The organism is Burkholderia sp. Ac-20344, from assembly GCF_017104975.1.
Classification (GTDB): domain Bacteria; phylum Pseudomonadota; class Gammaproteobacteria; order Burkholderiales; family Burkholderiaceae; genus Burkholderia.
The window spans coordinates 40,059-66,203 of sequence record NZ_JAAGPP010000023.1 but is presented as its reverse complement, the minus strand read 5'-3'; the positions used below and the strand labels follow the sequence as shown (position 1 = coordinate 66,203).

The following is a 26,145-nucleotide window of genomic DNA, read 5'->3' as shown; positions in this document are numbered from 1 at the left end:
CACCGGCCCGTTCTGGCAGGGCAACCAACATGCAAAACCCGTACACGGATACCGTGCACGGGTTTCGGAAGAAACGGCAAACCGTGCGCCCGGGCGGGCGCTGCCTGGCTTAGTGGCCGAAGTACACCGACGAACGGTCGGTTGCGGCCGGCACGACCACGCGCTGACCCGACTGCGACGTCGCGGCAGGGTTCGCACCGTAGCCCGTTGCATCGGCTTGCGCGCCGGTGTTCTGCGCGGCGGCGATCTTGGCCTGCGCGGCCTGGATGTTTTCCGGGTAGTTGATCCAGTCGTTCGGGTTGTAGCCGGCCTTTTCGAGCTGGACCAGCTCGGCGCGCACTTGCGCGCGGGTCAGCGGCTGCTGGCTCTGTGCGAACGAGACAACCGGTGCGGCCACGAGAGCGGCCAGTGCAACTGCCTTGATCAGCGATTTCATGATGCGTTACCTCCAGGATTGTTTTGTCAGGCGCTTCGGACTCGGGGTCGTTGCGCATGAGTAGAAGTCTAGGAGGGCACGCTATCAGGGTAAATACTTAAATCACGAATTCACTGTTGACGGAAAACATACAATCGCCGTGGATTCGGCTGAATCATCAGATGATTATCGGTGTTCCCGCACCGAATAGCGCGCCGCGGCACCCGGTACGCCCCGGCCGCGCCTCAGCGGCGCCGATCGGTATCCGACGACGCCATCAGCCGGTCGAACAGCAGCGCCTTGAGGCGGATCAGGTCGTCGGCGCCGGTCTCGGCGAACGCCGCGTGGTGAAGCGTCAGCGCAGGCGCCGCCGGATCGGGATGGACGGCCCGCACCGTGCCGTCGAGCGCCAGCAGCTCGACCCGGTCGCCGGTCGCGTACGGAAGCCGCACGCGCAAGGGTTCGCCGATTGCGGCGATCGGCCGGTCGACGGCGATCGACAGCCCGCTCACGCTGATGTCGTGCACCATCCCGATGCCTTCCGCCCCCTCTACCCCGCCCGCGCAGCAGGCGGCGATCCGTACCGGCACGCGCGGCTCCGCGCGCGTGCGCAGCCGGTCGACGAAGCCGGGCGGCGACAGCACCAGGAACCGCGCGGCGCCGGACGACTGCACCGACTCGACCGTCGCACCGAAACGCGACACCGCGGCACGGCCGATCGCGATGGCCTCGATGTCGTCGCCACGCGCGAAATCGAATGCGGCCGCCGGCTGCGGCTCGACGAACAGCGCGCCCGACGCGGCAATGCCGATCAGCCGGCAGCGCTGCAGCCCGCGGGTCGTGCCGACCCGGCGGCGGATGCCGATCGACGCGCCCGCCGACAACCCCATCCGCGGCGCATGAGGCACCGCGTCAGGCACGCGTGGCTCGGCTTCGGCATCGGCGTCGTCGCGCCGGCGTACCGGCCGGAAGTGGTCGAACAGGAACGCATGCTGCGCGGCATCGCGCAGCGTCGTGCCGGCCGGCAGTAGCGCGGCGCCGTCGGCATCGTAGAGATCGAAGCCGAACGGGACGCCGGCGGCGAGATCGTCGCGCGCGAGCGCGACGTAGTCGGTAGATAGCCTCATCGGGGAGGCGCGGAGCGGCCGCGCGAGCTGTCATGACACCATGATTACGGCAGCATCGCGCGAAATCTGAACGGCTTCGTTACTGCGATGCGCCGTTCGAGCCGTTCGAGCCGTTCGAGCCGTTCGAGCCGTTCGCGTCGGGAGCGGCCGGCATGGGCGGCTGGGCCGGTGCGGCCGAAGGGGCTGCGGCCGGTGAGGAGCCGGGGCCTACGCTGCCTCCGCTTGCCGTGCTCGCCCCCGCCGGCGGCTGCGCGAGCGGCAGTTGCGACGCCCCCGCCGACAGCGCGGCGGCCGATGCGGCCACCTCGGACGCCGGCACCCATTCCTCGACGATCCCGCCCGATGCCGCTTCGGGCGCCGATGCCGCCGACGCGGCCGAGGCCGCGCCTTCATCGGCCTCCGGCGCACGCTCCACCCGCTGCATCCTGACCGGCGCGGGCGTCTTCTTCGCGTCGGGCGGGAACCACGTGTCGAACACGTCCGTCACGCGCTCGCGCAGCGACGCGAACCAGCCCGGCGACGGCTCGGTATCGAATTGCGCCTTCGTGTCGACGATCCGGGCACGCTGCGCACGCTGGAAGAAATCGCCGACGATCGGCAGCGCACTGTGCGCGCCCTGCCCCCAGTAATCGCTGCGCAGCGTCACGCGGCCGTCGTCGAAACCGACCCAGGCACCGGCGACGAGGCCGGGCTGCATCAGGATGAACCAGCCGTCCGCGTTGTCCTGCGTCGTGCCCGTCTTGCCGGCCACGTCGCCGCGGATGCCGAAGCGCGTGCGGATGCTGCCGCCCGTGCCCCGCGTGACGACGTCGCGCATCACGCTGAGCAGCGTCTTGTCGGTTTCGGCGTCGAGCGCGCGCTCGGGCGGCGCCGGTGCGTATTCGGCGAGCACGTCGCCCTGGCGGTTCTCGATGCGCGTCACCATCTGCGGCTCGACATACAGCCCGCCATTCGCGATCGTCGCGTACGACGCAACCATCTCCTTCAGCGTGACCGGGCTCGTGCCGAGCGCGAGCGACGGCACGCGTTCGAGCGGGCTTTCGCGCACGCCCATGTCGCGTGCGAGCCTGGCGACGGCGGTCGGCCCGACCTTCTCCATCACCTGCGCGGTGATCCGGTTGCGCGACAGCGCGACCGCGTCGCGCAGCGTCATCGGTTTGCCGGTCGGCGGCACGTCGTCGTTCGGCCGCCAGATCTCGCCGCCCTTCAACGGGATCTCGACCGGCTGGTCGATGAACGTGTCGTCCGGCTTCATCCCGTTCGCGAACGCGGCGCCATAGACGAACGGCTTGAACGTCGAGCCCGGCTGGCGCCGCGCCTGGGCCACGTGGTCGAACGGCTCGTTGGTGAAGTTGCGGCTGCCGACCCACGCGCGGACCTGCCCGTTGCGCGGATCGATCGCGAGGAAGCCGGCCTGCACGTCGGTCTTCGTCTTGCACAGCGCGCGCATGAAGCCGTGGTCGGCCGCGAGCAGCTTCATCGCGGCCGCGTCGTCCTTGCCGGCGTCCTGAGCGGCCTTGTACTCGGGCGACTCGCGCATGAAGGTGCGGAACACCTCGTTGTCGGTGCCGCAGCCGTCGCGGCCGCTCCATGCGTTGTTCGCGATGCCCTGCAGCTGGTTCCCCTGCAGCGTGAGCGCCTGCGTCGCCATCTGCTGCAGCCGCGCGTCGATCGTCGTGCGCACGATCAGCCCGTCCGAGTAGATGTTGTAGTCGTTGCGGTCGGCCCACGCGATCAGCCATTTGCGCAGCTGCTGCGCGAAATGCGGCGCCGGCCCCGGCGGCTCCTTCTGGCGCTCGAAGTCGATCCGCAGCGGCCGGCGCTGCAACTGCGCGAACTGTGCGGGCGGCAGCTTGCCGTACTTCACCATCTGGCCCAGCACCGTATTGCGGCGCTGCAGCGCACGCTCGGGATTCAGCACCGGGTTGTAATAGCTGTTGCCCTTGAGCATCCCGACGAGCGTCGCGCTGTCGAGCACGTCGAGCTCGTCGGCCGACTTGTCGAAATAGGTGCGCGCGGCCATCTCCACGCCGTACGCGTTGTACAGGAACGGCACCGTGTTCAGGTAGGTCTCGAGGATCTGGTCCTTGCTGTAGACCGCCTCGATCTTCAGCGCGGTGATCGCCTCTTTCACCTTGCGCGTGAGCGTCGGCGCGCGGCCGATCTCGTCCGGATACAGGTTGCGCGCGAGTTGCTGCGTGATCGTCGAGCCGCCCTGGCGGCTGCCCGAGAACGTATGGAGCGCGGCCGACGCCGTGCGCTTCCAGTCGAGGCCGTGGTGCTCGTAGAAGCGGTGATCCTCGGTGGCGATCAGCGCGTCGACCATGTGCGGCGAAATCTGCTTGAGCGGCACCCACTCGCGGTTCGACGGCTTGAATTCGGCCAGCAGCTTGCCGTCGGCGGACAGCACCTGCGCGGGCTGGTCGACGCGCGCCTTGCGGATGTCGCCGATGCCCGGCGTGAACGGGATGAGGACGACCACGTACACCACGAACAGCGCCGGCACGGCGGCGCCCGCGAGCAGCACGCCGCGGCGCGTCGGGTGACGGACATGGTGCCACGCGGTGGCGGCGAGAGGCTTGACCCGCGCGACGGCGGCAGCCGCGACGGGTTGGGCGCGCGCGACCCATCTGGCACAGAAGTCACGCACTGACGACACGTTTCGGCGATTCACGCGGGTGGAGCTCGGCTGAAAAGGGTGCATCGTACCAAACTCCGCGCGGCCCGCCGGACCGCGAAGGCGTGGCGGCGGCACACACGGGGCGGCTGCGCGGCGGTTCACGCGCAAAAAAGGCGCGCGCCCCGCAACGGGAACGACGCGCCAAGCCTGGTACACCAACCGGGAGGCCGCGCCACGCGCAGCCGATCGGCGCGGCAACTCAGCGCACGAGAAAACCGTAGGTCAGCGGATCGCGTTCGTCGACGATCCAGTTCGCGAACCCGCAGATATGGGCGCTGCCCTCCACCTCCGGAATCACGGCCGGGATATCGCCCACCGTCGTTTCGCGCAGCACGCGCCCCTTGAAGACCGTGCCGACGATCGATTCGTTGACGAGCGTGTCGCCGGCCGCGAGCAGCCCACGCAGGTACAGCTGCGCGACGCGGCCGCCGGTGCCGGAACCCGTCGGCGAGCGGTCGACCTCGCGATCCGCGAACACGCAGCAGTTCGCCTGCGTCGAGCCCGGGTGGCGCGGCGCGTTCGCGATGATCGTGCCGTAGATGTGGTTGATTTCCGGAATCTCCGGATGCACGACCGGATACTTCGCGTTCGCGGCGGCCTTCACTTCCGCGCCGAAGCGAATCAGCTTCTCCACCGCCGCTTCGCGCACCGGCAGGTCGAACGGCGCACCGTCGACATAGAAGTAGAACGCGCCGCCGTACGCGATGTCGCCCGTCACGGTGCCGAACGACGGTGTCTCGACCGACACGTCGCGCTGCCAGATGAACGACGGCACGTTGACGAAGCGCACCGGCCCCGCATGCTCGCCGTCCCACTTGACGAACGCCTCGATGAAGCCGCACGGCGCGTCGATGCCGACCCGCGTTTCCGGCACCGTGCGCTGCACCCAGCCGAGCTCGACCGCCGCGGTCGACAGCGCGATCACGCCGTGCCCGCAATGGTCGCTGTAGCCTTCGTTGTGCACGAAAATCACGCCGAAATCGGCATTCGGCGACACGGGCTCGGTCAGGTAGCCGCCGTACATGTCGGCGTGGCCGCGCGGTTCGAACATCAGCGCGCGGCGGATCTCGTCGGCGTGCGCCTTGAGCCACGCGCGGCGCTGGACGATCGTGTCGCCGGCCGCGCGCGGCAGCCCGCTCGTGACGATGCGGAACGCTTCGCCGCCCGTATGGACTTCGACGGTGGAAAGGGATCGGGAAATTTTCATGGTCGAGCGAAGGGGTTAAACGAAGAACGGCGGCCGCGCCGCCGTCCGATGGCACACCGGCCGCTTACTTCGCGTACGGTTCCGGCAGGCCGTTGCGAATGACGTAGACGGACGTCGGCGCGCCCTTCAGGTCGCCGTTCGCGTCGAACGAATAGGTGCCCGCGACGCCCGCATAGTTCGACTTCGCGAGCTGCGCGATCAGCTTCGCCTTGTCGGTGGTCGTGCCGGCCTTGACCATCGCGTCGGCGAGCAGCTTCATCCCGTCGTAGTAGTTCACGCCGTACACCTGCGTATCGGTGTGATACGTGTCGTGGTACTTCTTCAGGAATTCGCGGCCGGCCGCCGTCTTCTCGAGCGCGACGCCGCCCTGCGCGCAGTAGACGATCGACGCCGCATCGCCCGCGACCTTGCCCATGTCGGCCGAGCAGATGCCGTCGCCGCCGAGCAGCTTCGCGCGCAAGCCGCGCTGCTTCATCTGCTTGGCCATCGGCGCGCCCTGTGCCGCATAGCCGCCGAGGAAGATCACGTCGGGGTTGCTGGCCTTGATCTTGGTGAGAATGCCGAGGAAATCGGTGGCCGACGAATTCGTGAATTCCTGGTCGACGATCTTGATCCCGTTCGCCTTCGCGACGTTCATGAACTGCTCGGCGACGCCCTGCCCGTACGCAGTGCGATCGTCGATCACGGCGGCGGTCTTGGCGTTCAGCGTCTTCGCGGCGAAGGTGGCCATCGTGCCGCCGAGCTGTTCGTCGCTCGCGCCGATCCGGAAGATGTTCTTGAAGCCTTGCTTGGTGAGCGCCGGGTTCGATGCGACCGGCAGCATCGGCACGCCGGCATTCGCGTACACGCGCGATGCGGGAATCGCGACGCCGGAGTTGTACGGCCCGAGCACCGCGACGACGCCCTTGTCGACGAGGTTCTGCGCGACCTGCACGCCGGCCTTCGGGTCGGCCTGGTCGTCGTCGGAAACCAGTTTGAAGGTGACGGTCTTGCCGGCGACCTTGATGCCGGCCTTGTTGAGTTCGTCGACGGCCAGGCGCGCGCCGTTTTCATTGTCCTTGCCGTTCGCGGCCTGCGGGCCGGTCAGCGGCGCCGAATGGCCGATCATCACGACTTCCTGCGCGTGCGCGGAAGTCAGCGCGCCGGCGGCGATGGCCACCGAGAGCGCGGTAACGAGGTGTCGCATGGCTTCTCCTGATTGGTTTTGTGTGAAACCAATGTAGGACACGCGTGGTCACCACGCAAGCAATTTCAAAATAAAAACTTCGATTCTGGTCATTTTTCAGACCAGAGCGAGCCTGATGCCGTCACTTCGGCGTGATGTCGCGCCGCACGCGGCGGATGTGCTGCTCGACATAGAACGCCGCCGCGTCGGCGTCGCCCGACACGATCGCCTCGTAGATCAGCCGGTGTTCGGACACGTAGAGCCGGATCCGGCCCGCGTCGTAGATGCCGTCGTCCTTCAGCCGCTTCCACAGCGGCTGGTCCATCGTCTTCGCGACTTCGTCCGCGATCTTCACGATCAGCGCGTCGCCGGTCATCAGCGCGAGCTGCCGGTGGAACAGCCGGTCGCTCTCGTTCCACAGCGCGCGCTGATGCGGATCGTCGACGTCGGTGATGGTTTCCATCTGGGCCAGATAGCGTTCGGCGCCGGGGTCGGCTCGGCCGTGCGCGGCCGCGAGGCGTGCGATCGCAGGCTCCAGGATCAACCGCACGTCGAGCGTCGACGTCGGGCTGAAATCGGCTTCGGATGCCTTGTGCATGTCGCCGCGCTGCGCGAGCACGTCGAGCGGCGACGGGACGACGTAGGTGCCCGAATTGCGTTTCGTGAACACCAGCCCTTCGTTCTGCAGCGCGCCCAGCGCTTCGCGCACGGCCGGCCGGCCGACCTGGAACAGCCCCGCGAGCTCGCGCTCGGACGGCAACCGCGACTCGGCGGCATAGCGCCCCGCGCGGATCTCGTCACGGATCTTCTCGGCCACCTGCTCGTAGATCTGCAGCGGCCTGAAACCGCCTTCGAGTGTGTCGGGACGCGCGGACATCATCGTATGGCTCCTGCCCGTTCGCGGGCGTGAATCTGGAATGGGTTCGCACTATACCGGAGCGCGCCGGCATCGAGGCCATCGCGCCTCTTCTGGACAGATATTAGAACCAAAACCGGCAGGGTGCTTTATTTTTTGGGTTGCAGGCAGGCCAGCAAGTGGTATAGATTCGATCCACACAGCCCTGTGGCGGGCGCGGCATGCGTCCGCCACGCTCACCGACGCATGCGACGTACACGATGACCGCTCTTTCCCCGATTCCCGTTTTCGATGCGCCCGACACGGCCGCGCTGCTCGACTACCCGGCACTGCTCGCCACGCTCAGGCAGGCCGTCGCCGACTATGCGGCGGGCGAGATCGTCAGCCCCGAACGCCTCGTCGTGCCGCTGCAGGCCGGCGGCGTGATGCTGTCGATGCCGTCGAGCGCGCGCGACCTCGCGACCCACAAACTCGTGAACGTGTGCCCGGGCAACGGCGCGCGCGGGCTGCCGACGATCCTCGGCCAGGTGACCGCGTACGACGCGACCACCGGCGAGATGCGCTTCGCGCTCGACGGCCCGACCGTCACCGGACGCCGCACGGCGGCCATCACCGCGCTCGGCATCCAGGCGCTGCATGGCGCCGCGCCGCGCGACATCCTGCTGATCGGCACCGGCAAGCAGGCAGCCAATCACGCGGAAGCGCTCGCCGCAATCTTTCCCGAAGCGCGCCTTCACGTGCGCGGCACACGTGCCGACAGCGCGGCCGCATTCTGCGGCGCGCACCGGGCGCACGCGCCGCATCTCGTGCCGCTCGACGGCGACGCGATTCCCGATGCGATCGATGTCGTCGTCACGCTGACGACCAGCCGCACGCCCGTCTATCGCGAAGCCGCGCGCGAGGGCCGGCTCGTGGTCGGCGTCGGCGCGTTCACCGCGGACGCGGCCGAGATCGACGCGAACACGGTGCGCGCCAGCCGGCTGGTCGTCGACGATCCGGCCGGCGCGCGCCACGAAGCCGGCGACCTGATCGTCGCGCAGGTCGACTGGCAACACGTCGCGTCGCTCGCCGACGTGCTGGGCGGTGCCTTCGACCGCAACGGGCCGCTGCTGTTCAAGAGCGTCGGCTGCGCCGCGTGGGATCTGGCCGCGTGCCGCACCGCACGCGATGCGCTGGACGCACGCCGGGCCGGCTGATCCGGCGGAGCAACGCTTCGGCCGCGCACGCGGCAACGCCACACCGAGGCCGCTCCGGCGGTTTCCCGTACGCGTTGTAGGAATCGCCCTACAACGCGTCGCAGCGGCCTACATCAACTTCCAATTCGGCCGATTTCATTTTTGGCGGCGCAACACGATACTGCCGGCATGAATGCCAGCCAGTTACCCGCCGCGCTCCGGGTGTTTCTCGTCGATCACGCCGTCGCCGTCCGGCAACGGATCGCGCTGCTCGTCGGTGCGATCCGCGGCGTCGCCGTCGTGGGCGAGGCGGAAGACGGACAGGACGCGTGGACGCACATCCGCAGCAGCCACGCGGATGTGGTGATCGTCGACCTGCGGCTGGCAGACGGCAGCGGCCTCGACCTGATCGGGGCGCTGTCGAAGGCCGCGCCGCGCATCGTCACGATCGTGCTGACGAATCACTCGGCGCCGGCATTCAGAGAGGCATGCGCGTCGGCCGGAGCCGACTACTTCTTCGACAAGACCGTCGAATTCGACGCTGCATGCCGTGTCATCGAATCCCTGGTGCACGCTCGCGCGCACCGCCCCTGACGAGCCGGAGTGACTCATGTCCACAGCCACCGCCTGCGCCGCCGACGTATCCATCACGCCCCGGCCGACGATTCCGCTTCGCGCGGTCACGCGCGCCGACGCCGCCAAACACCCCGCCACGCGCTGCTCGGCCTGCGTGATGCGCTCGATGTGCCTGCCGCCGCACCTGACCGCGGCCGAATACGGCCGCCTCGACGCGATCATCTGCACGACCCGGCAGGTGCGCCAGGGCGACGCGCTGTTCCGCACCGACGATCCGTTCCAGAGCATCTATGCGGTGCGCGCGGGTTCGTTCAAGACCGTGATGATGCATCGCGACGGCCGCGAGCACGTGACGGGCTTCCAGATTGCCGGTGAAACGCTCGGGATGGACGGCATCGGCGGCGGCCAGCACTGCTGCGACGCGATCGCGCTCGAAGACAGCGTCGTGTGCATCATCCCGTTCGGCGCGCTCGAAGCGGCATGCCGCGAGATCAAGCCGATGCAGCACTTCCTCTACCAGATGCTGAGCAGCGAGATCGTCCGCGAATCGAGCCAGATGCTCTTGCTCGGCACGATGTCGGCCGAGCAGCGCGTCGCACATTTCCTGCTGAACCTGTCGTCGCGCTTCGAGGCGCGCGGCTATTCGGCGACGGAATTCAACTTGCGGATGACGCGCGAGGAAATCGGCTGCTATCTCGGGATGAAGCTCGAAACCGTCAGCCGGATGTTCTCGCGGTTCCATCGCGAAGCGCTGGTCGAAACGCGCGGCAAGCGCGTGCGCATCATCGACTCGCAAGCGCTCGCACGGGTCTGACAGCCCCAAACCGGGACGGCTCTCGGCGGCCCGCGCGGCACCGCACGCGATGCATCATTGCATCGCGCCGCCGGATGCCGCGTTGCGCAGCCCCACCCCTGCACCGCCCGCCTGACACGCGATCAGCACCTGCTCGGCCTGCATGAACGCGCGGCGCAGCGTGTCGTCCACGTCGTCGCCGACGCACGGCGGCAGCGGCCAGAGCGCCGTGTCGTGCATCACGAGGTCGAGCCGCACGTCGTACCGGCGTGCGCCATCGGCGGCGGCACGCGATTCGACGACGAGGTGGCAGCCGGCGATCAGCGCGCGAAACCGTTCGAGCCGCACCAGCTGCGCGCCGGCCTCGGCTTCGACCGCGGCGGAACCCGCGAATCCGTAGCAGGCGATCTGCATGCCCACGCCCATGTCGTGTCTCCTGACGGGGCCGCCCGCTCGTCGACCGCCTTGCAAGTGCTGCCCGCACCGAAAGGCGGTGGCACGTGTTACCCGTGGCACGGCGCGAATTCTTCGATCGCTGCCTGGCCGATAGTCTGCCCGCGCCTTCGTCGGCGCGGGATCGTTCATACGTTGAAGGTCTGCGACGTCTTCATCTCGATCCATGTCATGCCGGCCCGCAGCCCTTCGATCATCGCCTCGCGCTCGGTCGGATACGCATGGCTGTGCTCGAACGTGTGATGAAAACGCGCGGCACCGGTGCCGTGCTCGACCGACACGCGGCAGCGGAACTCGCCCGATTCGCACGGGCGTGTCTCGACTTCGACGGACCAGTCGCGTTCGTGAATGTTGCCTTGCAGTGACATGCGCCCTCCTGCGGTATCAGCCTGCGAGCCGGAAGTGGCCGCTGTGCAGCAGCACCGGTCGGCCGCCGATTTCCTCGAGCATGCGTCGTGCCATCGCCTCGATCGCCGACCGGTGCGCGTCGAACGCAGCCAGCAGGTCGCGTTCGAGCAGCGACGGTGCGCCGAAATGATCTTCCAGCGCCTCGGCCGTGACCGCACACTGTACGCAACGCCCGTCGACCAGTGCCGAAAACGCCACGACCAGGTCGCGTGCGCAATATTCGGGTGGTTCCGGCGGGAAGGCAATCTGCATCTGTCCGCCTGTCATCGTCGTGATCGCTCCATGACAAGAGCATAGTGGCGCGCGCGCCCGCACGCTTGACCCACGTCAACCGGTTCGCTGCGCCGCACGATGACGGTGCGCCAGCGTGCCGGCGTGGTTGGGCGACGCCGCTTCAGCCCGCTTTCAGCCCGCGTCGGGCTCGATCGCCGCGCCGCGCTCCGCGAGCAGTTCGCGCAGCACGCTGCGGTGGCAATGGCGTTCGTCGTCGCAATAGCAGCCGATCGAGAACGCGGTGGTCGCCGACAGCGCCGCCAGCAGGTCCAGCACCTTCGGCGCATCGCCATGCGCCATCTCCGCCCGGAAGTGACGCTTGAACGCGTTCCATTCGGCATCGGTTTCTGCTGCCTGCGCCTGCGCGACGAGCTCCGGGCTCGGCGACAACGTCGGCAACCATACATCATAGTAGTTGCGCGACGCGAATTCCGCCTTCGGCACGCCGCGCGGCGGCCGCCGCACCGTTCCGATCCGCAGGCCCTCGCCGGCCGCGCGCGGCGTGCCGAGCTGGATGATCCGGATGCCCATGTCGCTCCTTTTGTCGCGTTCGATTCCGTGATCGTACCGCCGCGCCTGCCCCCGCGTCAGCCGGGTGGTGCACTTTGCGTCCGTGCAACGAAAAACCGGCTGCCCCCCCTTGCGGGAAGCAGCCGGTTCGGCCAGCCGCGTGGCGCGCCGAAGCGCGCCGCGATCAGACGCCGCTCTTCAGCACCTTGCCGATGGCATCCGCGACGATGGCGACGTTCGAGTCGTTCAGGCCCGCCACGCACATCCGGCCCGAACGCAGGATGTACACGCCGTGCACTTCGCGCAGCGCGTCGACCTGCGATACGGTCAGGCCCGTGTACGTGAACATCCCGCGCTGCTTCACGTAGCGTGTCAGCGCCTCGCCGCTGACGTGGTCGCGCAGGCCGTCATGGATCGACTGGCGCATCCGCGCGATGCGGCGGCACATCGCCGCCAGTTCCTCTTCCCACTGCTTGCGCAGCGCGGGTGTGCCGAGCACGGCCGCCACGACCTTCGCGCCGTAGGTTTGCGGGTTGCTGTAGTTCGAGCGCACGGCGCCGGCCAGCTGGCCGAGCACGCGGTCGACCGCGGCGGCATCCTCGCAGACGACGCTCAGGCCGCCCACGCGCTCGCCGTACAGCGAGAAATTCTTCGAGAACGAGTTCGCGACCAGTGCCGGCACGCCGCGGCGCGCCAGCTCGCGCACCGCGAACGCGTCGGCGTCGAGGCCTGCGCCGAAGCCCTGGTACGCCATGTCGACGAACGGCAGCAGCCCGCGCGCCTCGATCACGTCGATCAGCTTCTCCCACTGGCCTTCGTCGAGGTCGACACCGGTCGGGTTATGGCAGCACGCGTGCAGCAGCACGATGCTGCGCGCCGGCAGCGCGTCGATCGCCGCGAGCATCGCGTCGAACTTCAGGCCGCCCGTCGCCTCGTCGTAGTACGGGTACGTGTTCACCGTGAAGCCGGCGCGCTCGAAGATGAAGCGGTGGTTTTCCCAGCTCGGATCGCTGAGCCATACCTGCGAATCCGGGAAGTAGCGCTTCAGGAAATCGGCGCCCACCTTCAGTGCGCCGGAACCGCCGAGCGTCTGCAGCGTCGCGATGCGGCCGGCCGCGCGGGCCGGGTGATCGGCGCCGAACACGAGCGCCTGCACGGCATCGCGATACGCGGCCAGGCCGACCATCGGCAGATACGGCTTCGGCCCGCTGTCGCGCTGCAGCGCGGTTTCGGCTTCGCGAACGGCGCCCATCACCGGAATCCGGCCTTCGGCGTCGAAGTAGATGCCGATGCTCAGGTTGACCTTCTGGTCGCGCGGATCTTTCTGGAAGTTCTCGTTCAGCGTCAGGATCGGGTCGCCCGGGTACGCGTCGATGTGTTCGAACATGGCTTTATCGCTCTCGTTTGGAAGAATGATCGGTCGTGGCCTGCGTCAGCGTGCGGAGGCGCCGTCTTGCACCGCAAAGCCTGCATTCTTCTGACGGAAGCGATACCCGACCGCGAGCACCGCGAGCCAAACCGGGATCAGGTACACCGACAGGCGGAGATCCGGCGTCAGGTACATCACGACGAGAATGCCGGCCATGAATGCCAGGCACAGGTAATTCGTGAAAGGATAGCCCAGACTGCGGAAGGAAGTCTCCTCTCCGGCCGCGCGCTTCGCCTGGCGGAACTTCAGGTGGATCAGGGTGATCATCGCCCAGTTGATGATCAGCGCCGACACGACGAGGCCCATCAGCACCTCGAACGCCTTGCCCGGCATGAAGTAGTTGACCAGCACGCACACGCCGGTGGCGAGCGCCGACGCGCCGAGCGCCGCAAGCGGAATGCCGCGCTTGTTCACCGAGCACAGCACCTTCGGCGCGTTGCCCTGCTGCGCGAGGCCGAACAGCATCCGGCTGTTGCTGTACACGCCGCTGTTGTAGACCGACAGCGCGGCCGTCAGCACGACCACGTTCAGCACGTTGGCCACCATGTTGCTGCTCAGCGCATGGAAGATCAGCACGAACGGGCTGCCGCCGGTGACGACCTTTTCCCACGGATACAGCGACAGCAGCACCGCAAGCGCGCCGATGTAGAAAATCAGGATGCGGTAGATCACCTGGTTGGTCGCGCGCGGAATGCTGCGCTTCGGATCGTCGGCCTCGGCCGCGGTGATGCCGATCAGCTCCAGCCCGCCGAACGAGAACATGATGGCGGCCATCGACATCACGAGCCCCGACACGCCGTTCGGGAAGAAGCCGCCGTGCTGCCACAGGTTCCGGACGCTCGCCTCCGGCCCCGCATGGCCGCTCGCGAGCAGCCAGCCGCCGAAGCCGATCATCCCGACGATCGCGGCGACCTTGATGATCGAGAACCAGAATTCCGTCTCGCCGTACGACTTCACGCTTGCCAGGTTGAGCAGGTTGATCGCGACGAAGAACACCAGCGCCGACACCCAGGTGGGCACGCCGGGCCACCAGTACTGCACGTAGATCCCGACGGCCGACAGCTCGGCCATGCTGACGAGGATGTACAGCACCCAGTAGTTCCAGCCCGACAGGAAGCCGGTGAAGTGGCCGACGTACTTGTTGGCGAAGTAGCTGAACGAGCCGGCGACGGGCTCGTCGACGACCATCTCGCCGAGCTGGCGCATGATGAAGAACGCGACGACGCCGGCCACCGCATAGCCGAGCAGCACGGACGGGCCCGCCATCTTGATCGTCTGCGCGATGCCGAGGAACAGCCCCGTACCGAGCGCGCCGCCGAGCGCAATCAGCTGGATGTGCCGGTTCTTCAGCCCGCGCTTCAGGCCGTCGCTCTCGTTTCCAGAAACCATGTCTTCTCCACTCTGTCCGCCTCCGCCTGAAGCGGTGCGGCGCGCCTCGGTGTGCCGGGCGCTGTTTTGCTGTGCCGGGGCCGTTCGTGGAGCCGCCGGGTTGGGGACTGCAATCTTCGCGTGGCGGCGCCCGATTCGCGTCGGCGTGCCCGCCAGACCGGCCGCCGACCGTCGCCGCGCCCGCAGTGCTGCGTTCGCACACGAAAATCCGGCGTCAGTTTAGCGTCGCGACGGCGAAATCGGGTTTCGTAACCCGTTCATGCAAACCCTACATTATGAGATAAGATTGCATCCAGGAGACGAATGAGGAAACAAAAATGCATGAACCGGTTCTGGATCGCCTCGATCGCCACTTGCTCGCGATCCTGCAGGAGAACGGCCGCGCGTCGAACCTCGACCTGGCGAAGGCCGTCGGCCTGTCGCCCGCGCAAACGCTGCGCCGCCACCGGCGGCTGGAGGAGATCGGCGCGATCCGCCGCTATGAAACCCGGCTGTGCCCCGACACGCTCGGTTTCGGCGTCACCGCTTTCGTGCACGTGACGATGGAGCGCGGGCATATCCGCGACCTGTCGAAGTTCCAGAAACTGGTGTCCGATCTCGCGCAGATCCAGGAGTGCTTTTCGGTGACGGGCGACATCGACTACGTGTTGAAGGTCGTCGCGCACGACCTGAAGGGCTTGTCGCGGTTCCTGCTCGATACGCTGATGCGGATTCCGGGGGTAAGCGGCGTGCATTCGAGCGTGTGCCTCGACGAGATCAAGTGCACGAGTGCGATGCCGGTGGAGGGGTAAAGGCTGAAGCCGCGGGCCGCGCGCCCGGCCGGCCCGTTCACCGCACCGCTTCGAACGCACTGATCAGCAACGCGCCCGCCGCGATCACCACGCAACCGGCCGCCCGGCGCGGCGTCAGCCGCTCGCCGAGATACACGCGTGCGATCAGCGCCGCGAACACCACGCTCGTTTCCCGCAGCGCCGACACCGGCCCCATCGGCGCGCGATCCATCGCCCAGATCACGATGCCGTACGCGAGCGCCGCGAACACACCGCCGCATGCAGCCTTCGCCGTCTCGCCGACATCCTGCGTCAGCCGCAACGGCCCCGCCCGCAGCCGGTAATACGCGGCCATCATCGCGCCCGTCAGCACGAACATCCACGCGGTATAGCCGACCGTGTTGCCGCTTTCCCGCACGCCGATCCCGTCGACCACGCTGTAGGCCGCGATCGATACGCCGGTCGCGAACGCGGTCGGCAGTACCTGCATCGTCCGGTGCTTCGCGCCGCGTCCGCGCTCCAGGCCGATCGCCATGATGCCCGCACAGATCAGCATGAGCCCGCATTGCGCGCCGACGTTCAGGTGCTCGCCCGCGAACGCCGCCGCGCCGAGCGTGACGAGCAGCGGCGCGGTGCCGCGCGCGACCGGGTACGCGACGGTCAGGTCGCCGTGCTCGTACGCGCGCACCAGCAGCAGCGTATAGACGACGTGGAGCACGGCCGATGCGACGACACAGAGCCAGCTCGCGGGCGTGATCGGCGCCGCGGCCGGCAGGAACAGCACCGCGAACAGCCCGATCGCGATCTGCAGCACCGTGGCCGACCGCAGCCGGTCGCCGCTGCTGCGGACGAGCGCGTTCCATGACGCATGCAGGAACGCCGCACACAGAACCGCAAACAGAACGGGGATCGGCACGATGAATGCTCGCTGACGGTCGGCTACGCGAAATCGTCGCCGCAGGGCGTTCATCGTATGAATCCGTCATCCGATTGTCAAAAAACCGGCACTGCGCGGCACCTTGCTCGAACCGCTCGGCAGCGCCCTTTCGTCCGCCCCGCGCGGCATCCGCGGCAGTGGCGCCACGCGCAGCGCCGTGTGACGCAAAGCTGGCATGTGGTTCGCCCCTTTCCGTTCTCTTTCGCGCCGCATGCCGCCGTAATGAAATCGATACCGCAGCGCAACCCTCGCGAAATCACTCCGTCCCCATATCTTCATACGGGGCTGTTTCAATGCGCGTGCTCTCTCGCGAGTTCCGCGCCGAACCGACACGGCGACGGGGCCGCTCCCACCATCGAAGACCTTACCTGGAGTTTCCCGATGTTCCGTCAAGCCTTGCTCGTCACCGCCTGCGCAGCCGCAGCGCTGGCGCTGTTCGCCTGCGGCGGCAGCGACGATCCCGCGTCGACGCCTGCCGTGTCGTCGCAGGATGCGCTGCAGACCGCCACGCCGATCAAGCACGTCGTCGTGATCTACGGCGAAAACATCTCGTTCGACCACTACTTCGGCACCTACCCGAACGCGACGAATCCGTCGGGCGAACCGGCGTTCACCGCCAAGGCCGGCACGCCGGCGCCCAACGGCCTGACGGGCACGCTGCTCACCGCGAACCCGAACTTCACGAACACGGCCAACGGCACCGACGCGGCGAACCCGTTCCGCCTCGACCGCACGCAGGCCGCGACCGCCGACCAGAACCACGCGTACACGGCCGAGCAGCAGGCCGAGGACAACGGCCTCGCCGACCTGTTCCCGAAATACACGGGCAAAGGCTCGTCCGGCGGCGCCGGTGCGTTCGGCACGAAGGGCCAGGTGATGGGCTACTTCGACGGCAACACCGTGACGGCACTGTGGAACTATGCGCAGCGCTTCGCGATGAGCGACAACACGTTCACGACGGTCTACGGCCCGTCGACGCCGGGCGCGCTGAACGTCGTGTCGGGCCAGACCAACGGGATGCAGATCGTCAAGACGTCGAAGCAGCCGTCGACGCTCGCCGCCAGCTCGTACTACATCAACGACGGCCAGGGCGGCTTCACGATGATCAACGACGTCGACCCGGGCTTCGACGTGTGCTCGAGCACGACCGACCAGGCAATGATGACCGGCAAGAACATCGGCGACCTGCTGAACGGCGCGAAGATCACGTGGGGCGGCTTCATGGGCGGCTTCAACCTGTCGACGACGAACGGCAACGGTACGACGGGCTGCGCGCGCAGCACGGTCGCCACCGCCGTGAACGCCGCGACGGCCGACTACATCCCGCACCACAACTGGTTCCAGTACTACGCGTCGACCGCGAACCCGCAGCACACGCGCCCGAGCTCGGTCGCGGCGATCGGTTCGAGCCTCCAGACCGACGGCAAGACCGCCGAGCCCGCGAACCACCAGTACGACACGGACGACTTCTTCGCCGCCGTGAAGGCCGGCAACTTCCCGTCGGTCAGCTACCTGAAGGCCCCGGCCGCGCAGGATGCACACGCGGGCTATTCGGATCCGCTCGACGAGCAGGCGTTCGTGACGAAGGTCGTCAACTTCCTGCAGCAGCAGCCGGACTGGCAGAACACGGCCGTGATCGTCACCTATGACGACTCGGACGGCTGGTACGACCACGTGTACACGGCGCCGACCCGCGCGTCGTCGGACCCGGTCGACCAGCTGAACGGCAGCGGCAAGTGCGGCACCGGCGGCACCACCGGCGTGAACGGCACGACCGTGAACGGCCGTTGCGGCCCGGGCGTGCGCATCCCGCTGATCGTGATCTCGCCGTACGCGAAGCAGAACTACGTCGACCACACGATGCTCGACCAGTCGTCCGTCGTGCGCTTCATCGAGGACAACTGGCTCGGCGGCCAGCGCATCGGCGGCGGTTCGTTCGATGCGACGGCAGGCGACCTGCGTGCGCTGTTCGACTTCACGTCGAAGCCGAACACGACGCCGCTGTATCTCGACCCGACGCTCGGCACCGCATTGAGCGCGGCACCGGCGATCTGACCGCGACTGCATGACCGCATGGCCGGCGCCTCACGCGCCGGCCGTTTCCGTTTAACGCGCCGCTGCGTGCGGCGCCCGATTTCCGACCGACAGCATGACAGCTCGCCCTGCGTTCCCGTCTCCCGACACCCCCGGCACCCGCGCGCCGCGCACGCCTTCCCGCCTCCTGCGCCGCGCGGCGTTCGCGATCGGCGCCGCCGTGCTCGGCTACGGCGCGTTCGCGATCGCGTTCCCCGCGCAGGTGCCGGCTGCGATCGGCACCGTCGTCGCCGACTGGACCGGCGCGAACCCGGATCCGGTCGTGCTGCAGCGGCCCGCCGCGCAGCCGCTGTCGGCGGTCGCGCAGCTCGGCCGTGCGCTGTTCGCCGATCCGTCGCTGTCGGCGTCGGGCAAGCAGTCGTGCGCGTCGTGCCACAGCCCCGATCATGCGTACGGCCCGCCGAACGCGCTCGACGTGCAGCCGGGCGGCCTCGCGATGACGCAGCAGGGCTATCGCCCGCCGCCGTCGCTGATGTACCTGTACCGCCAGCCGAACTTCAGCATCGGCCCCGATGCCGGTGAAAACGACGCCGCGCCGACCGTCGCGCAGCAGGCCGCGTCGGCGGCCGGCGTCGTCAAGGCGCAGAAGGTGGCCGGCACGTCGGCCGCGCCGCAGCTCGTACCGCAGGGCGGGATGTTCTGGGACGGCCGCGCCGATACGCTGCAGCAGCAGGCGTTCGGCCCGCTGCTCAATCCGGTCGAGATGGCGAACGCGAACATCGACGACGTCGCGCGCAAGCTCGCGCAGTCGCCGCACCGCGCGCAGCTCGAGCAACTGTTCGGCGCGCGCGTGTTCGACAGCCCGCAGCTCGCGGTGTCGGAGGCGATGTTCGCGATCGCGCGCTACCAGGTCGAGGATCCGTCGTTCCACCCGTACGACAGCAAGTACGACCGCTGGCTCGAAGGCCGTGCGCGGCTGACGCAGGCCGAGCTGCGCGGGCTGCGCCTGTTCAACGATCCGGACAAGGCGAATTGCGCCGGCTGCCACCTGTCGAAGCCCGGCAAGGACGGGCTGCCGCCGATGTTTACCGACTACCAGTACGAGGCGCTCGGTGCGCCGCGCAACAAGGAACTGGCGCAGAACCGCAACCCGGCGTTCTACGATCTCGGCGTGTGCGGACCGTTCCGCGACGACCTGAAGGACCAGACGCAGTATTGCGCGATGTTCCTGACGCCGACGCTGCGCAACTCGGCGACGCGCCACGTGTTCTTCCACAACGGCGTGTTCCATACGCTCGACCAGGTGATGGCGTTCTACAACGAGCGCAGCATCTCGCCGCAGAAGTTCTATTCGCGAGGCGCGGACGGCAAGGTCGACGAGTACGACGACATCCCGCCGAAATATCGCGCGAACGTCGACGTGACCGATGCGCCGTTCGACCGCAAGCCGGGCGACAAGCCCGCGATGACGGCGCAGGATATCAAGGATATCGAAGCGTTCCTCGGCACGCTGAACGACGAGCCGGTGCAGCACTGAGCACCGGTTGAGCGCCGTGCCGGGTCAGCGGCGCGCGCGGATGCAGAGGAAGGCCGGGGCCAGCGACAGCTCCGCGTGGAGCCGCTCCGACGCGGCCTTCATCTCGGGCAGCGGCTTCGGCTCGACGAACCGGTCGAGCCGCCAGCCGCCGTCGGCCACTGCGTTCAGGATGTCGGCCAGCGGCCGCCGCCACGCTTCGACATAGGGTTTCGGTTCGCCGAAACCCGACCAGTGAAAGCCGAAGCGGGACGTATCGAAATACGTGCCCTCGCCACGCGTGCGTTCGTCCATCCAGTCGCGCATCGGATGCGCCATCGAAAACACGAGCGTGGCGCCCGGCCGCGCGACACGCCGGAATTCGCGCAGCGTCGGCGCAAGATCGCGCACGTAGTCGAACGCGAGCGAACACACGATCTTGTCGAATGCTTCGTCGCGCAACCAGGCGAGCGGCCCCTCCAGATCGCCCTCCACGATGTCGACCGAGAGGCCCGCGCAGCGCGCTTTCGCAAGCGCGACCATCTCCGGCGTGACGTCGAACGCATGCACCGTCGCACCGCGGCGTGCGAGGTGTGCGCTGCCGATGCCGGGCCCGCAGCCGGCATCGAGCACCGCCAGGCCGTCGACGTCGCCGAGCAGCGCCAGCGTTGCGGGACGTTCGTAGAGCGCGTTGTGCGCCTTCGTCGGTGCGATATCCGCATAGCGTTGCGCGAAGCTCGCGTAAGCCTGGCGGCTGGGTGGGTCGTTCGGATCGGTCATGCGGCCTCCGTCGGTAGCATCCGGGCGTGTCGATTCTGCCCGATCGGACGGCGGATGGCGACCTGCCTTCGTGCCCGCGTCAGGACAGGCTGTCGAGCAGCCGATACCAGGCAACCCCGGCCGCGATATAGAAGCGCTGCAGCCCGTGAAACGGAATCGGGCGGATCGGCGTAACCCGGAACGGCAACGGCAATTGCGCATCGCCGGACAGGTGCGCGGCCAGGTGCTTGCCGAGCGTCGTCGCCATCGCGATGCCGCGCCCGTTGTAGCCGAGCGCGATCGTCACCCCCGGCGCGGGTTCGTGCACGTGCGGCAGGAAATCCGCGGTGATCGCGACGCGCCCCGCCCAGCGATATTCGAACCGGACGCCCTTCAGTTGCGGATACAGCAACGTTGTCGCGCGCTCGAGATGGCGCCAGTCACTTGTCGCACGCGGTTCCGCGAACGGGCCGCGGCCGCCCATCAGCAGGCGACCGGCCGCGTCGCGGCGAAAGTACAGCAGCAGACGGCGGGCATCCGATGCGACCTCGCCGCCGGCGAGGATGTCGCGACCGAGATCCGGCGGAAGCGGTTGCGTCGCGACGATGAAACTGTTCGCGGCGATCACCGACTGGCGCAAGCCAGGCCACAGCCCATCCGTGTAGCCGTTGGTCGCGATCACGACGCGCTCCGCCGACAGCGTCGCGCCGCCGGGCGTCGCGATTCGCCAACGACCGTCTGCACGCGTCAGCCCGACGGCGCGCGTCAGCCCGTGCACGACCGCCCCGCTTGCCTGCGCGGCGCGCACGAGGCCCCGGGTATAACTGAGCGGCTGCACGCTGCCCGCGCGGCGATCGATCCAGCCGCCCGCATACGCGCGCGTGCCGAGCCGACGCGCGACGTCGTCGCGGCCCAGCACGTCGACCGGCGCGCCACGCGCGGCCCACTGCTGCGCACGGCGTGCGACCGTATCGAGCATGGCGTCGGTCGGCGCAGGCTGGATCCAGCCGTCGCGACGCGCGTCGCAGTCGATCGCGTGCCGCGCGATCAGGTCGAACACCGTGTCGGCCGCGCCGCCGACGATGCCGGCAAGCTGCTCGCCGGCCGTGTCGCCGAACCGGCGCACCAGTTCGTCGGGGTCGTATTTCAGCCCGGGGATCACCTGCCCGCCGTTGCGGCCCGATGCGCCCCAGCCCGGCTGCGCGCCGTCGATCACGCGCACGTTCACGCCACGTTCGGCCAGATGGAGCGCGGTCGACAGGCCGGTAAATCCTGCTCCGACGACCGCCACGTCGCACGACACGGATGCGTCGAGCGCGGGCGTATCGGGCGCCGGCCCGGCGGTCGCCGCCCACAGCGAATCCGGCCACTGGGATTCGGGCCATCCGGGTACCGCGTTCCTTGCGCTCATGTTCGATCCGGGTTGTCGGTGCCGTCCGATGCGAGCAGACGACGCAGGAATTCCTGCGTGCGGGGATGTTTCGGCTGCGTGAGCACGTCGCGCGCCGGCCCGCTTTCGCAGATGATTCCGTCGTGCAGGAAGCACACGCGATCGGCCACCTCGCGCGCAAACGCCATTTCGTGCGTGACGACCACCATCGTCATCCCGTCCCGCGCGAGCCCGCGCATCACGCCGAGCACTTCGCCGACGAGCTCCGGATCGAGTGCCGACGTCGGCTCGTCGAACAGAATCGCCTGCGGCTCCATCGCCAGTGCGCGTGCGATCGCGACGCGCTGCTGCTGCCCGCCCGACAGCTCCGACGGATAGGCATTCATCCGGTGCGCGAGCCCGACCTTGTCGAGCAGCGCGCGGGCCTGCTCGCGCGCTTGCGCGGCCGGCATGCGCCGCACGTGCACCGGCCCTTCCATCACGTTCTCGAGCGCCGTGCGGTGCGAGAACAGGTTGAAGCGCTGGAACACCATGCCGACCCGCATCCGCAGCGCGTGGATCCGCTTCGAATGCGCGTCGACCTTCATCCCGTCGATCGTGATCGCGCCTTCATCGTAGGTCTCGAAGCCGTTGATGCAGCGCAGGACGGTCGATTTGCCCGAGCCGGACGGCCCGATCAGGCACACGACCTCGCCCTGCTGCACGTCGAGGCTCACGCCCTTCAGCACTGCGTGCTGCTCGAATCGCTTGTGTATCGAATCGATCCGGATCATGCGCCTCTCCTCAGTGCGAGCCGCTTGCCGAGCCGGTTCACGCCGAACATCAGCGGCAGGCCGAGCGCGAGATACAGCAACGCGACGAGCGTATAGACGCTCATGTTCTGGAACGTCGACGACGCGATCAGCTGGCCGGCGCGCGTGATTTCGGCGACCGTGATCGTCGACGCCACCGATGAATCCTTCAGCAGCATCACGAGCGTGTTGCCGTACGGCGGCAGCGCGATGCGGAACGCCTGCGGCAGCACCACGCGCCGCATGATCATCGGGCCGCGCATGCCGATCGCGTGCGCGGCCTCGATCTGGCCGCGGTCGATCGCCTCGATGCCGGCACGGAAGTTCTCGGCCTGATACGCCGAGTAGGCGATGCCAAGTCCGAGCACGCCGGCCTGGAACGCCGACAGTTGCACGCCGAGGTCGGGCAACACGAAGTACATGTAGAACAGCTGCACGATGATCGGCAGCCCGCGGATCACGTTGACGATCGTACCGCCGGCCGTCGACACGGCACGATTGCGCGATACCTTCATCAACGCGAGGACCAGCCCGAGCACCGAGCTGAGCACGAACGCGCATGCGGTGATCTCGATCGTGACCACCGCGCCCTTCAACAGGATCGGCAGGAAATCGATCGCATTCTGAAAAAACATGAGGTCTCCTATGCGACGGCCGGACAGCCCGCCGCTGGGGATGCCCGCGACGTGCGGGCGATACCGGCCGGGAATCGAATGCCGACGCTCAGCTCATGTGCCACTTCTGCAGGATCTGCTGCAGCGTGCCGTCGCCCTTCATCTTGCGGATTGCACCGTTGAGCTGCTCGAGCGTCGCGGTGTCGCCCTTGCGCACGATGAAGCACACCTGCCCCTTCACGACGCTCTGGTATTCGGGCACGAGCCGCACCTGGCGGTTGACGCCGTGCTCGATCTGGTACGCGACGATCGGCTGGTCGGCGAAGCCGGCCTTGATGCGCCCGAGCGCGACATCGCGCATGATGTCGGCGATCGAATCGTAGGTCCGGACTTCCTTGAAGATGCCCTTCTTGTTGAGCGCGTCGACGAACGCCGTGCCGACCTGCGCGCCGACCACCTGGTCCTTGAAATCGTCCATCGACGTATAGCGGCCCGGGTCGTCGGCCTTCACGATCAGGCCTTCGCCGAATGAGTAGACGGTGTCGGAGAAATCGACGACCTGCTGGCGCGCCGGCGTCTTCAGCATCGCGGCCGAGATGATGTCGATCTTCTGCGTGGTGAGCGACGGAATCAGCGCCGAGAACACGGTCTGCTGCACGTCGACGCGAAACCCGGCCGACTTCCCGGCTGCCGTGATCGCATCGACCATCATCCCCTGGATCGAATTGCTCTTGACGTCGAGAAACGTGAACGGCACGCCGGTGGCCGTCGCGCCGACCTTCAGCGTCGGCTCGGCCGCCACGGCGCTCGCCGAAGCCGTGGAGAGTGCGATACAGGTGGCGAAACCGGCGGCCAGTGCGCCGAACCGCTTGATGAACGGAACCATGGTGACTCCTTCTCGAATAATCCGGGGCGCCGGCCGGTCGCTGATCGACACTGCGACGATGGCTTGATCTTAAAACGAATCAAAAATATCGCAAATAGATTTTTGCGTATCGATATTCGATACGCTATGATGCAATATCGAATCGATTCCGCTCCTCGCCATGGAAACGTCGCCCGACCAAGCAAACGATCTGCTGTTCAACCAGTCGCTGGAAAAAGGGCTGAACGTGCTGCGCGCGTTCAGCGCGAAACGGCGCACGATGACGCTGGCGGAAGTGGCCGACGCGGCGGGGATGACGAAAAGCTCGGCGCAGCGGATGGTCTATACGCTCGAGAAGCTCGGCTACATCCGCAAGCATCCGGTCACGCGGCGTTACCAGCTCACGCCGCACGTGATGCGGATCGGCTTCAACTATCTCGCGGCCGACACGTTGATCGACGTCGCGAATCCGTTCCTGTCCGAGCTCACCAACCTGACCGGCGAAACCACCAACCTCACCGAGCCGGACGAGGACGAAATGGTGTACGTCGCGCGTTTCGTGTCGACGAAGTTCGTGCCGATCCACATGCCGATCGGCAGCCGCATCCCGATGTACTGCACCGGCAGCGGCCGCGCGTTCCTGAGCGCGTTGCCGCCCGGCGACGCACGCGCGCGGCTCGACGGCATGGCGCGCACGCCGCATACGCCGCGCACGGTCACGGCGCTCGACGATCTCGTCGCGCTGCTCGACAGCGCACGGCAAGAGGGCTACGCAACCAACCAGGAAGAACTGTTCATCGGCGATATGTCGATCGCGGCGCCGGTGCTCGGCAGCCAGGGGCACCCCGTCGCGGCCGTGCACGTGGTTGCGCCGACGAGCCGCTGGACGTTCGACGACGCGCGCCGCAAGCTCGCGCCGGCCGTGATCGACTGCGCGCGCGGCATCAGCAATTCGATCCGGACGCTCGAATAGCGTCGGAGAAATGACGCACGGCGCGCCGTTGCATTGCGCAACGGCGTTCGGTCGCTATTGCGGCTTCGGCGAATGCCCGGTTCGATAGGTACTGTTCGGGCGCAATACAAGCTTCTTCGCTGCGGCGTCCAGTTCCTTGCCGTGATACAGATCGATGCATTTCAGGAAGTCGAACTTCACATCCCTGACCTCCGATTCAACAACCGGATTCCGATAATCGCGGGCCAGATACTTCGAGACCAGCGCGTGAATGACGTCCGGCGCACGCTCCATGTCGTAGTAGGTCCAGTCGCGCAACGCGCTGGTGCTGCTGCCGATGTCCTTGCTCACGCCGGGCTCGCGCTTGTAAGCGGTAGCCAGGCAGTTGGCGAGCACCATGTCCTTGAAATTCTGGATGTAAGTCCGTGAACCGGCCTCCGGCGACGCTTGTGCGGCGTCCTTCACCACGGCTATCGCCGGTTGAAACACGAAGCAGGCCAACGCGGCAGCGACCCAGGCTTCCCTCATGACAGACTCCAAAAATTTGCGCGATCGGTACGATACCGCGCACCCGGCTCGTTGAAGTAGCAATGGTCGTAACACGTGCGCCCGTTGAATAGTGTGGCGTGGCCCTGTGCGTCGCTCCATCCCGACACCTCGAACAGGATGACACCCTGTCGCCCTGCGAGCGACCCGCCGTTTGATGGTGGATATTCGACGCGCTCGGCTTTCCCCCACCGTTGTTCGAGAAAACGAATCAAATCCCTGACACGAAAAAAGTATTGCCGATCGTCTCCGCCCGATACCGTTTGCCCGGGGATTCGCGGCATCACCATCCCTGCTTCGCCGAGGATATAACTCATCCTCACCGCGCAAGTATTGCTCCAACGCTGTGTCGGATCCGGATTGTTGACGTTCTTCTCGACGTATCCACCTATCACTTTCGCGACGCGCGCACCGGAATTTGCAGGATCGTAGATTCGCTGAGATGCCGCCCATGCAACGGCAAACGATGGTCGTTTCATTTCGGCTCCTTATTGTTGAGATGAATTCGACTCGAGGAA

The 26,145-nt window shown here is 67.4% G+C and carries 27 protein-coding genes; 7 read left to right on the top strand and 20 right to left on the bottom strand.

Annotated elements, in window-relative coordinates; genetic code table 11:
- Window positions 1-109: 109 nt before the first annotated feature.
- The 6 genes from G3N64_RS10635 to G3N64_RS10610 all read right to left on the bottom strand — a co-directional run bounded on the left by G3N64_RS10635 (window position 110) and on the right by G3N64_RS10610 (window position 7,474).
- Entirely contained in the window at window positions 110-436 is a 327-nt protein-coding gene (locus G3N64_RS10635; protein ID WP_205783782.1) for a DUF4148 domain-containing protein, read from the bottom strand.
- 224 nt (window positions 437-660) lie between these two features.
- Window positions 661-1,542 carry a PilZ domain-containing protein gene (locus tag G3N64_RS10630; protein ID WP_205783780.1) on the bottom strand — a complete coding sequence of 294 codons (882 nt, stop codon included), beginning with the start codon at window positions 1,540-1,542 and terminating at the stop codon, window positions 661-663.
- Window positions 1,543-1,621: 79 nt separating this feature from the next.
- Entirely contained in the window at window positions 1,622-4,246 is a 2,625-nt protein-coding gene (locus tag G3N64_RS10625; protein WP_205783778.1) for a transglycosylase domain-containing protein, read from the bottom strand.
- Window positions 4,247-4,421: 175 nt separating this feature from the next.
- Window positions 4,422-5,429, bottom strand: coding sequence for a trans-3-hydroxy-L-proline dehydratase (lhpH, locus tag G3N64_RS10620; protein WP_205783770.1), 1,008 nt, complete (start codon window positions 5,427-5,429; stop codon window positions 4,422-4,424).
- 64 nt (window positions 5,430-5,493) lie between these two features.
- Window positions 5,494-6,615 carry a branched-chain amino acid ABC transporter substrate-binding protein gene (locus G3N64_RS10615; protein ID WP_205783763.1) on the bottom strand — a complete coding sequence of 374 codons (1,122 nt, stop codon included), beginning with the start codon at window positions 6,613-6,615 and terminating at the stop codon, window positions 5,494-5,496.
- A 121-nt stretch (window positions 6,616-6,736) separates the two neighbouring features.
- Window positions 6,737-7,474, bottom strand: coding sequence for a GntR family transcriptional regulator (locus tag G3N64_RS10610; RefSeq protein ID WP_205783762.1), 738 nt, complete (start codon window positions 7,472-7,474; stop codon window positions 6,737-6,739).
- Window positions 7,475-7,710: 236 nt separating this feature from the next.
- Between G3N64_RS10610 and lhpI the strand changes: the two genes are divergently transcribed.
- The 3 genes from lhpI (at window position 7,711) to G3N64_RS10595 (ending at window position 10,015) form a co-directional block, all read left to right on the top strand.
- Entirely contained in the window at window positions 7,711-8,646 is a 936-nt protein-coding gene (gene lhpI, locus G3N64_RS10605; RefSeq protein WP_205783761.1) for a bifunctional Delta(1)-pyrroline-2-carboxylate/Delta(1)-piperideine-2-carboxylate reductase, read from the top strand.
- A gap of 168 nt (window positions 8,647-8,814) precedes the next feature.
- Window positions 8,815-9,219, top strand: a complete 405-nt coding sequence (locus tag G3N64_RS10600; protein WP_205783813.1) for a response regulator transcription factor — start codon at window positions 8,815-8,817, stop codon at window positions 9,217-9,219.
- A 16-nt stretch (window positions 9,220-9,235) separates the two neighbouring features.
- Window positions 9,236-10,015 carry a helix-turn-helix domain-containing protein gene (locus tag G3N64_RS10595; protein ID WP_205783760.1) on the top strand — a complete coding sequence of 260 codons (780 nt, stop codon included), beginning with the start codon at window positions 9,236-9,238 and terminating at the stop codon, window positions 10,013-10,015.
- Window positions 10,016-10,069: 54 nt separating this feature from the next.
- Here the strand turns inward: G3N64_RS10595 and G3N64_RS10590 are convergent, their stop codons facing one another.
- The 6 genes from G3N64_RS10590 to G3N64_RS10565 form a co-directional block, all read right to left on the bottom strand.
- The gene (locus G3N64_RS10590) at window positions 10,070-10,420 is read right to left on the bottom strand and encodes a metal ABC transporter ATPase (protein ID WP_205783759.1); all 351 of its coding nucleotides are present in this window, start codon (window positions 10,418-10,420) and stop codon (window positions 10,070-10,072) included.
- Window positions 10,421-10,575: 155 nt separating this feature from the next.
- Window positions 10,576-10,815, bottom strand: a complete 240-nt coding sequence (locus tag G3N64_RS10585; protein ID WP_069251529.1) for a UDP-glucose 4-epimerase — start codon at window positions 10,813-10,815, stop codon at window positions 10,576-10,578.
- Window positions 10,816-10,831: 16 nt separating this feature from the next.
- Entirely contained in the window at window positions 10,832-11,122 is a 291-nt protein-coding gene (locus tag G3N64_RS10580; RefSeq protein ID WP_205783758.1) for a DUF1488 domain-containing protein, read from the bottom strand.
- A gap of 138 nt (window positions 11,123-11,260) precedes the next feature.
- Window positions 11,261-11,659: a DUF488 family protein gene (locus G3N64_RS10575; RefSeq protein WP_205783757.1), complete on the bottom strand. Its 399-nt coding sequence runs from the start codon at window positions 11,657-11,659 to the stop codon at window positions 11,261-11,263.
- A gap of 163 nt (window positions 11,660-11,822) precedes the next feature.
- The gene (locus G3N64_RS10570; RefSeq protein ID WP_205783756.1) at window positions 11,823-13,025 is read right to left on the bottom strand and encodes an amino acid aminotransferase; all 1,203 of its coding nucleotides are present in this window, start codon (window positions 13,023-13,025) and stop codon (window positions 11,823-11,825) included.
- 45 nt (window positions 13,026-13,070) lie between these two features.
- Window positions 13,071-14,456, bottom strand: a complete 1,386-nt coding sequence (locus G3N64_RS10565; protein WP_205783755.1) for an amino acid permease — start codon at window positions 14,454-14,456, stop codon at window positions 13,071-13,073.
- 317 nt (window positions 14,457-14,773) lie between these two features.
- Between G3N64_RS10565 and G3N64_RS10560 the strand changes: the two genes are divergently transcribed.
- Complete coding sequence (locus tag G3N64_RS10560) at window positions 14,774-15,247, top strand: Lrp/AsnC family transcriptional regulator (protein ID WP_205783754.1); 474 nt, start codon at window positions 14,774-14,776, stop codon at window positions 15,245-15,247.
- Window positions 15,248-15,284: 37 nt separating this feature from the next.
- Here G3N64_RS10560 and G3N64_RS10555 read toward each other — a convergent pair whose 3' ends face one another.
- A complete protein-coding gene (locus G3N64_RS10555) occupies window positions 15,285-16,196 on the bottom strand; it encodes an EamA family transporter (protein ID WP_205783753.1) in 912 nt (303 codons plus the stop codon).
- 348 nt (window positions 16,197-16,544) lie between these two features.
- Between G3N64_RS10555 and G3N64_RS10550 the strand changes: the two genes are divergently transcribed.
- Together G3N64_RS10550 and G3N64_RS10545 are read left to right on the top strand one after the other, a co-directional pair.
- Entirely contained in the window at window positions 16,545-18,218 is a 1,674-nt protein-coding gene (locus tag G3N64_RS10550) for an alkaline phosphatase family protein (protein WP_205783752.1), read from the top strand.
- A gap of 94 nt (window positions 18,219-18,312) precedes the next feature.
- On the top strand, window positions 18,313-19,734 hold the full coding sequence (locus tag G3N64_RS10545) for a cytochrome c peroxidase (protein WP_205783751.1): 1,422 nt from the start codon (window positions 18,313-18,315) through the stop codon (window positions 19,732-19,734).
- 24 nt (window positions 19,735-19,758) lie between these two features.
- Here the strand turns inward: G3N64_RS10545 and G3N64_RS10540 are convergent, their stop codons facing one another.
- From G3N64_RS10540 to G3N64_RS10520, 5 genes are all read right to left on the bottom strand, one after another.
- On the bottom strand, window positions 19,759-20,490 hold the full coding sequence (locus G3N64_RS10540) for a class I SAM-dependent methyltransferase (protein WP_205783750.1): 732 nt from the start codon (window positions 20,488-20,490) through the stop codon (window positions 19,759-19,761).
- Between the two features lie 79 nt (window positions 20,491-20,569).
- Window positions 20,570-21,880: an FAD-binding oxidoreductase gene (locus G3N64_RS10535; protein WP_205783749.1), complete on the bottom strand. Its 1,311-nt coding sequence runs from the start codon at window positions 21,878-21,880 to the stop codon at window positions 20,570-20,572.
- Window positions 21,877-22,632: an amino acid ABC transporter ATP-binding protein gene (locus G3N64_RS10530; protein ID WP_205783748.1), complete on the bottom strand. Its 756-nt coding sequence runs from the start codon at window positions 22,630-22,632 to the stop codon at window positions 21,877-21,879. The genes G3N64_RS10535 and G3N64_RS10530 overlap by 4 nt, the downstream gene beginning before the upstream one ends.
- Window positions 22,629-23,285 (bottom strand): amino acid ABC transporter permease, encoded by a 657-nt coding sequence (locus tag G3N64_RS10525; protein ID WP_205783747.1) that lies wholly within the window; start codon window positions 23,283-23,285, stop codon window positions 22,629-22,631. The genes G3N64_RS10530 and G3N64_RS10525 overlap by 4 nt, the downstream gene beginning before the upstream one ends.
- A gap of 88 nt (window positions 23,286-23,373) precedes the next feature.
- Window positions 23,374-24,150 carry an ABC transporter substrate-binding protein gene (locus G3N64_RS10520; protein WP_205783746.1) on the bottom strand — a complete coding sequence of 259 codons (777 nt, stop codon included), beginning with the start codon at window positions 24,148-24,150 and terminating at the stop codon, window positions 23,374-23,376.
- 160 nt (window positions 24,151-24,310) lie between these two features.
- Between G3N64_RS10520 and G3N64_RS10515 the strand changes: the two genes are divergently transcribed.
- On the top strand, window positions 24,311-25,102 hold the full coding sequence (locus tag G3N64_RS10515; protein WP_205783745.1) for an IclR family transcriptional regulator: 792 nt from the start codon (window positions 24,311-24,313) through the stop codon (window positions 25,100-25,102).
- Between the two features lie 54 nt (window positions 25,103-25,156).
- Here the strand turns inward: G3N64_RS10515 and G3N64_RS10510 are convergent, their stop codons facing one another.
- Both G3N64_RS10510 and G3N64_RS10505 read right to left on the bottom strand, forming a co-directional pair.
- Window positions 25,157-25,609 (bottom strand): type VI secretion system amidase immunity protein Tai4, encoded by a 453-nt coding sequence (locus tag G3N64_RS10510; protein ID WP_205783744.1) that lies wholly within the window; start codon window positions 25,607-25,609, stop codon window positions 25,157-25,159.
- Window positions 25,606-26,106 carry a type VI secretion system amidase effector protein Tae4 gene (locus G3N64_RS10505; protein WP_205783743.1) on the bottom strand — a complete coding sequence of 167 codons (501 nt, stop codon included), beginning with the start codon at window positions 26,104-26,106 and terminating at the stop codon, window positions 25,606-25,608. The genes G3N64_RS10510 and G3N64_RS10505 overlap by 4 nt, the downstream gene beginning before the upstream one ends.
- Window positions 26,107-26,145 lie beyond the last annotated feature (39 nt).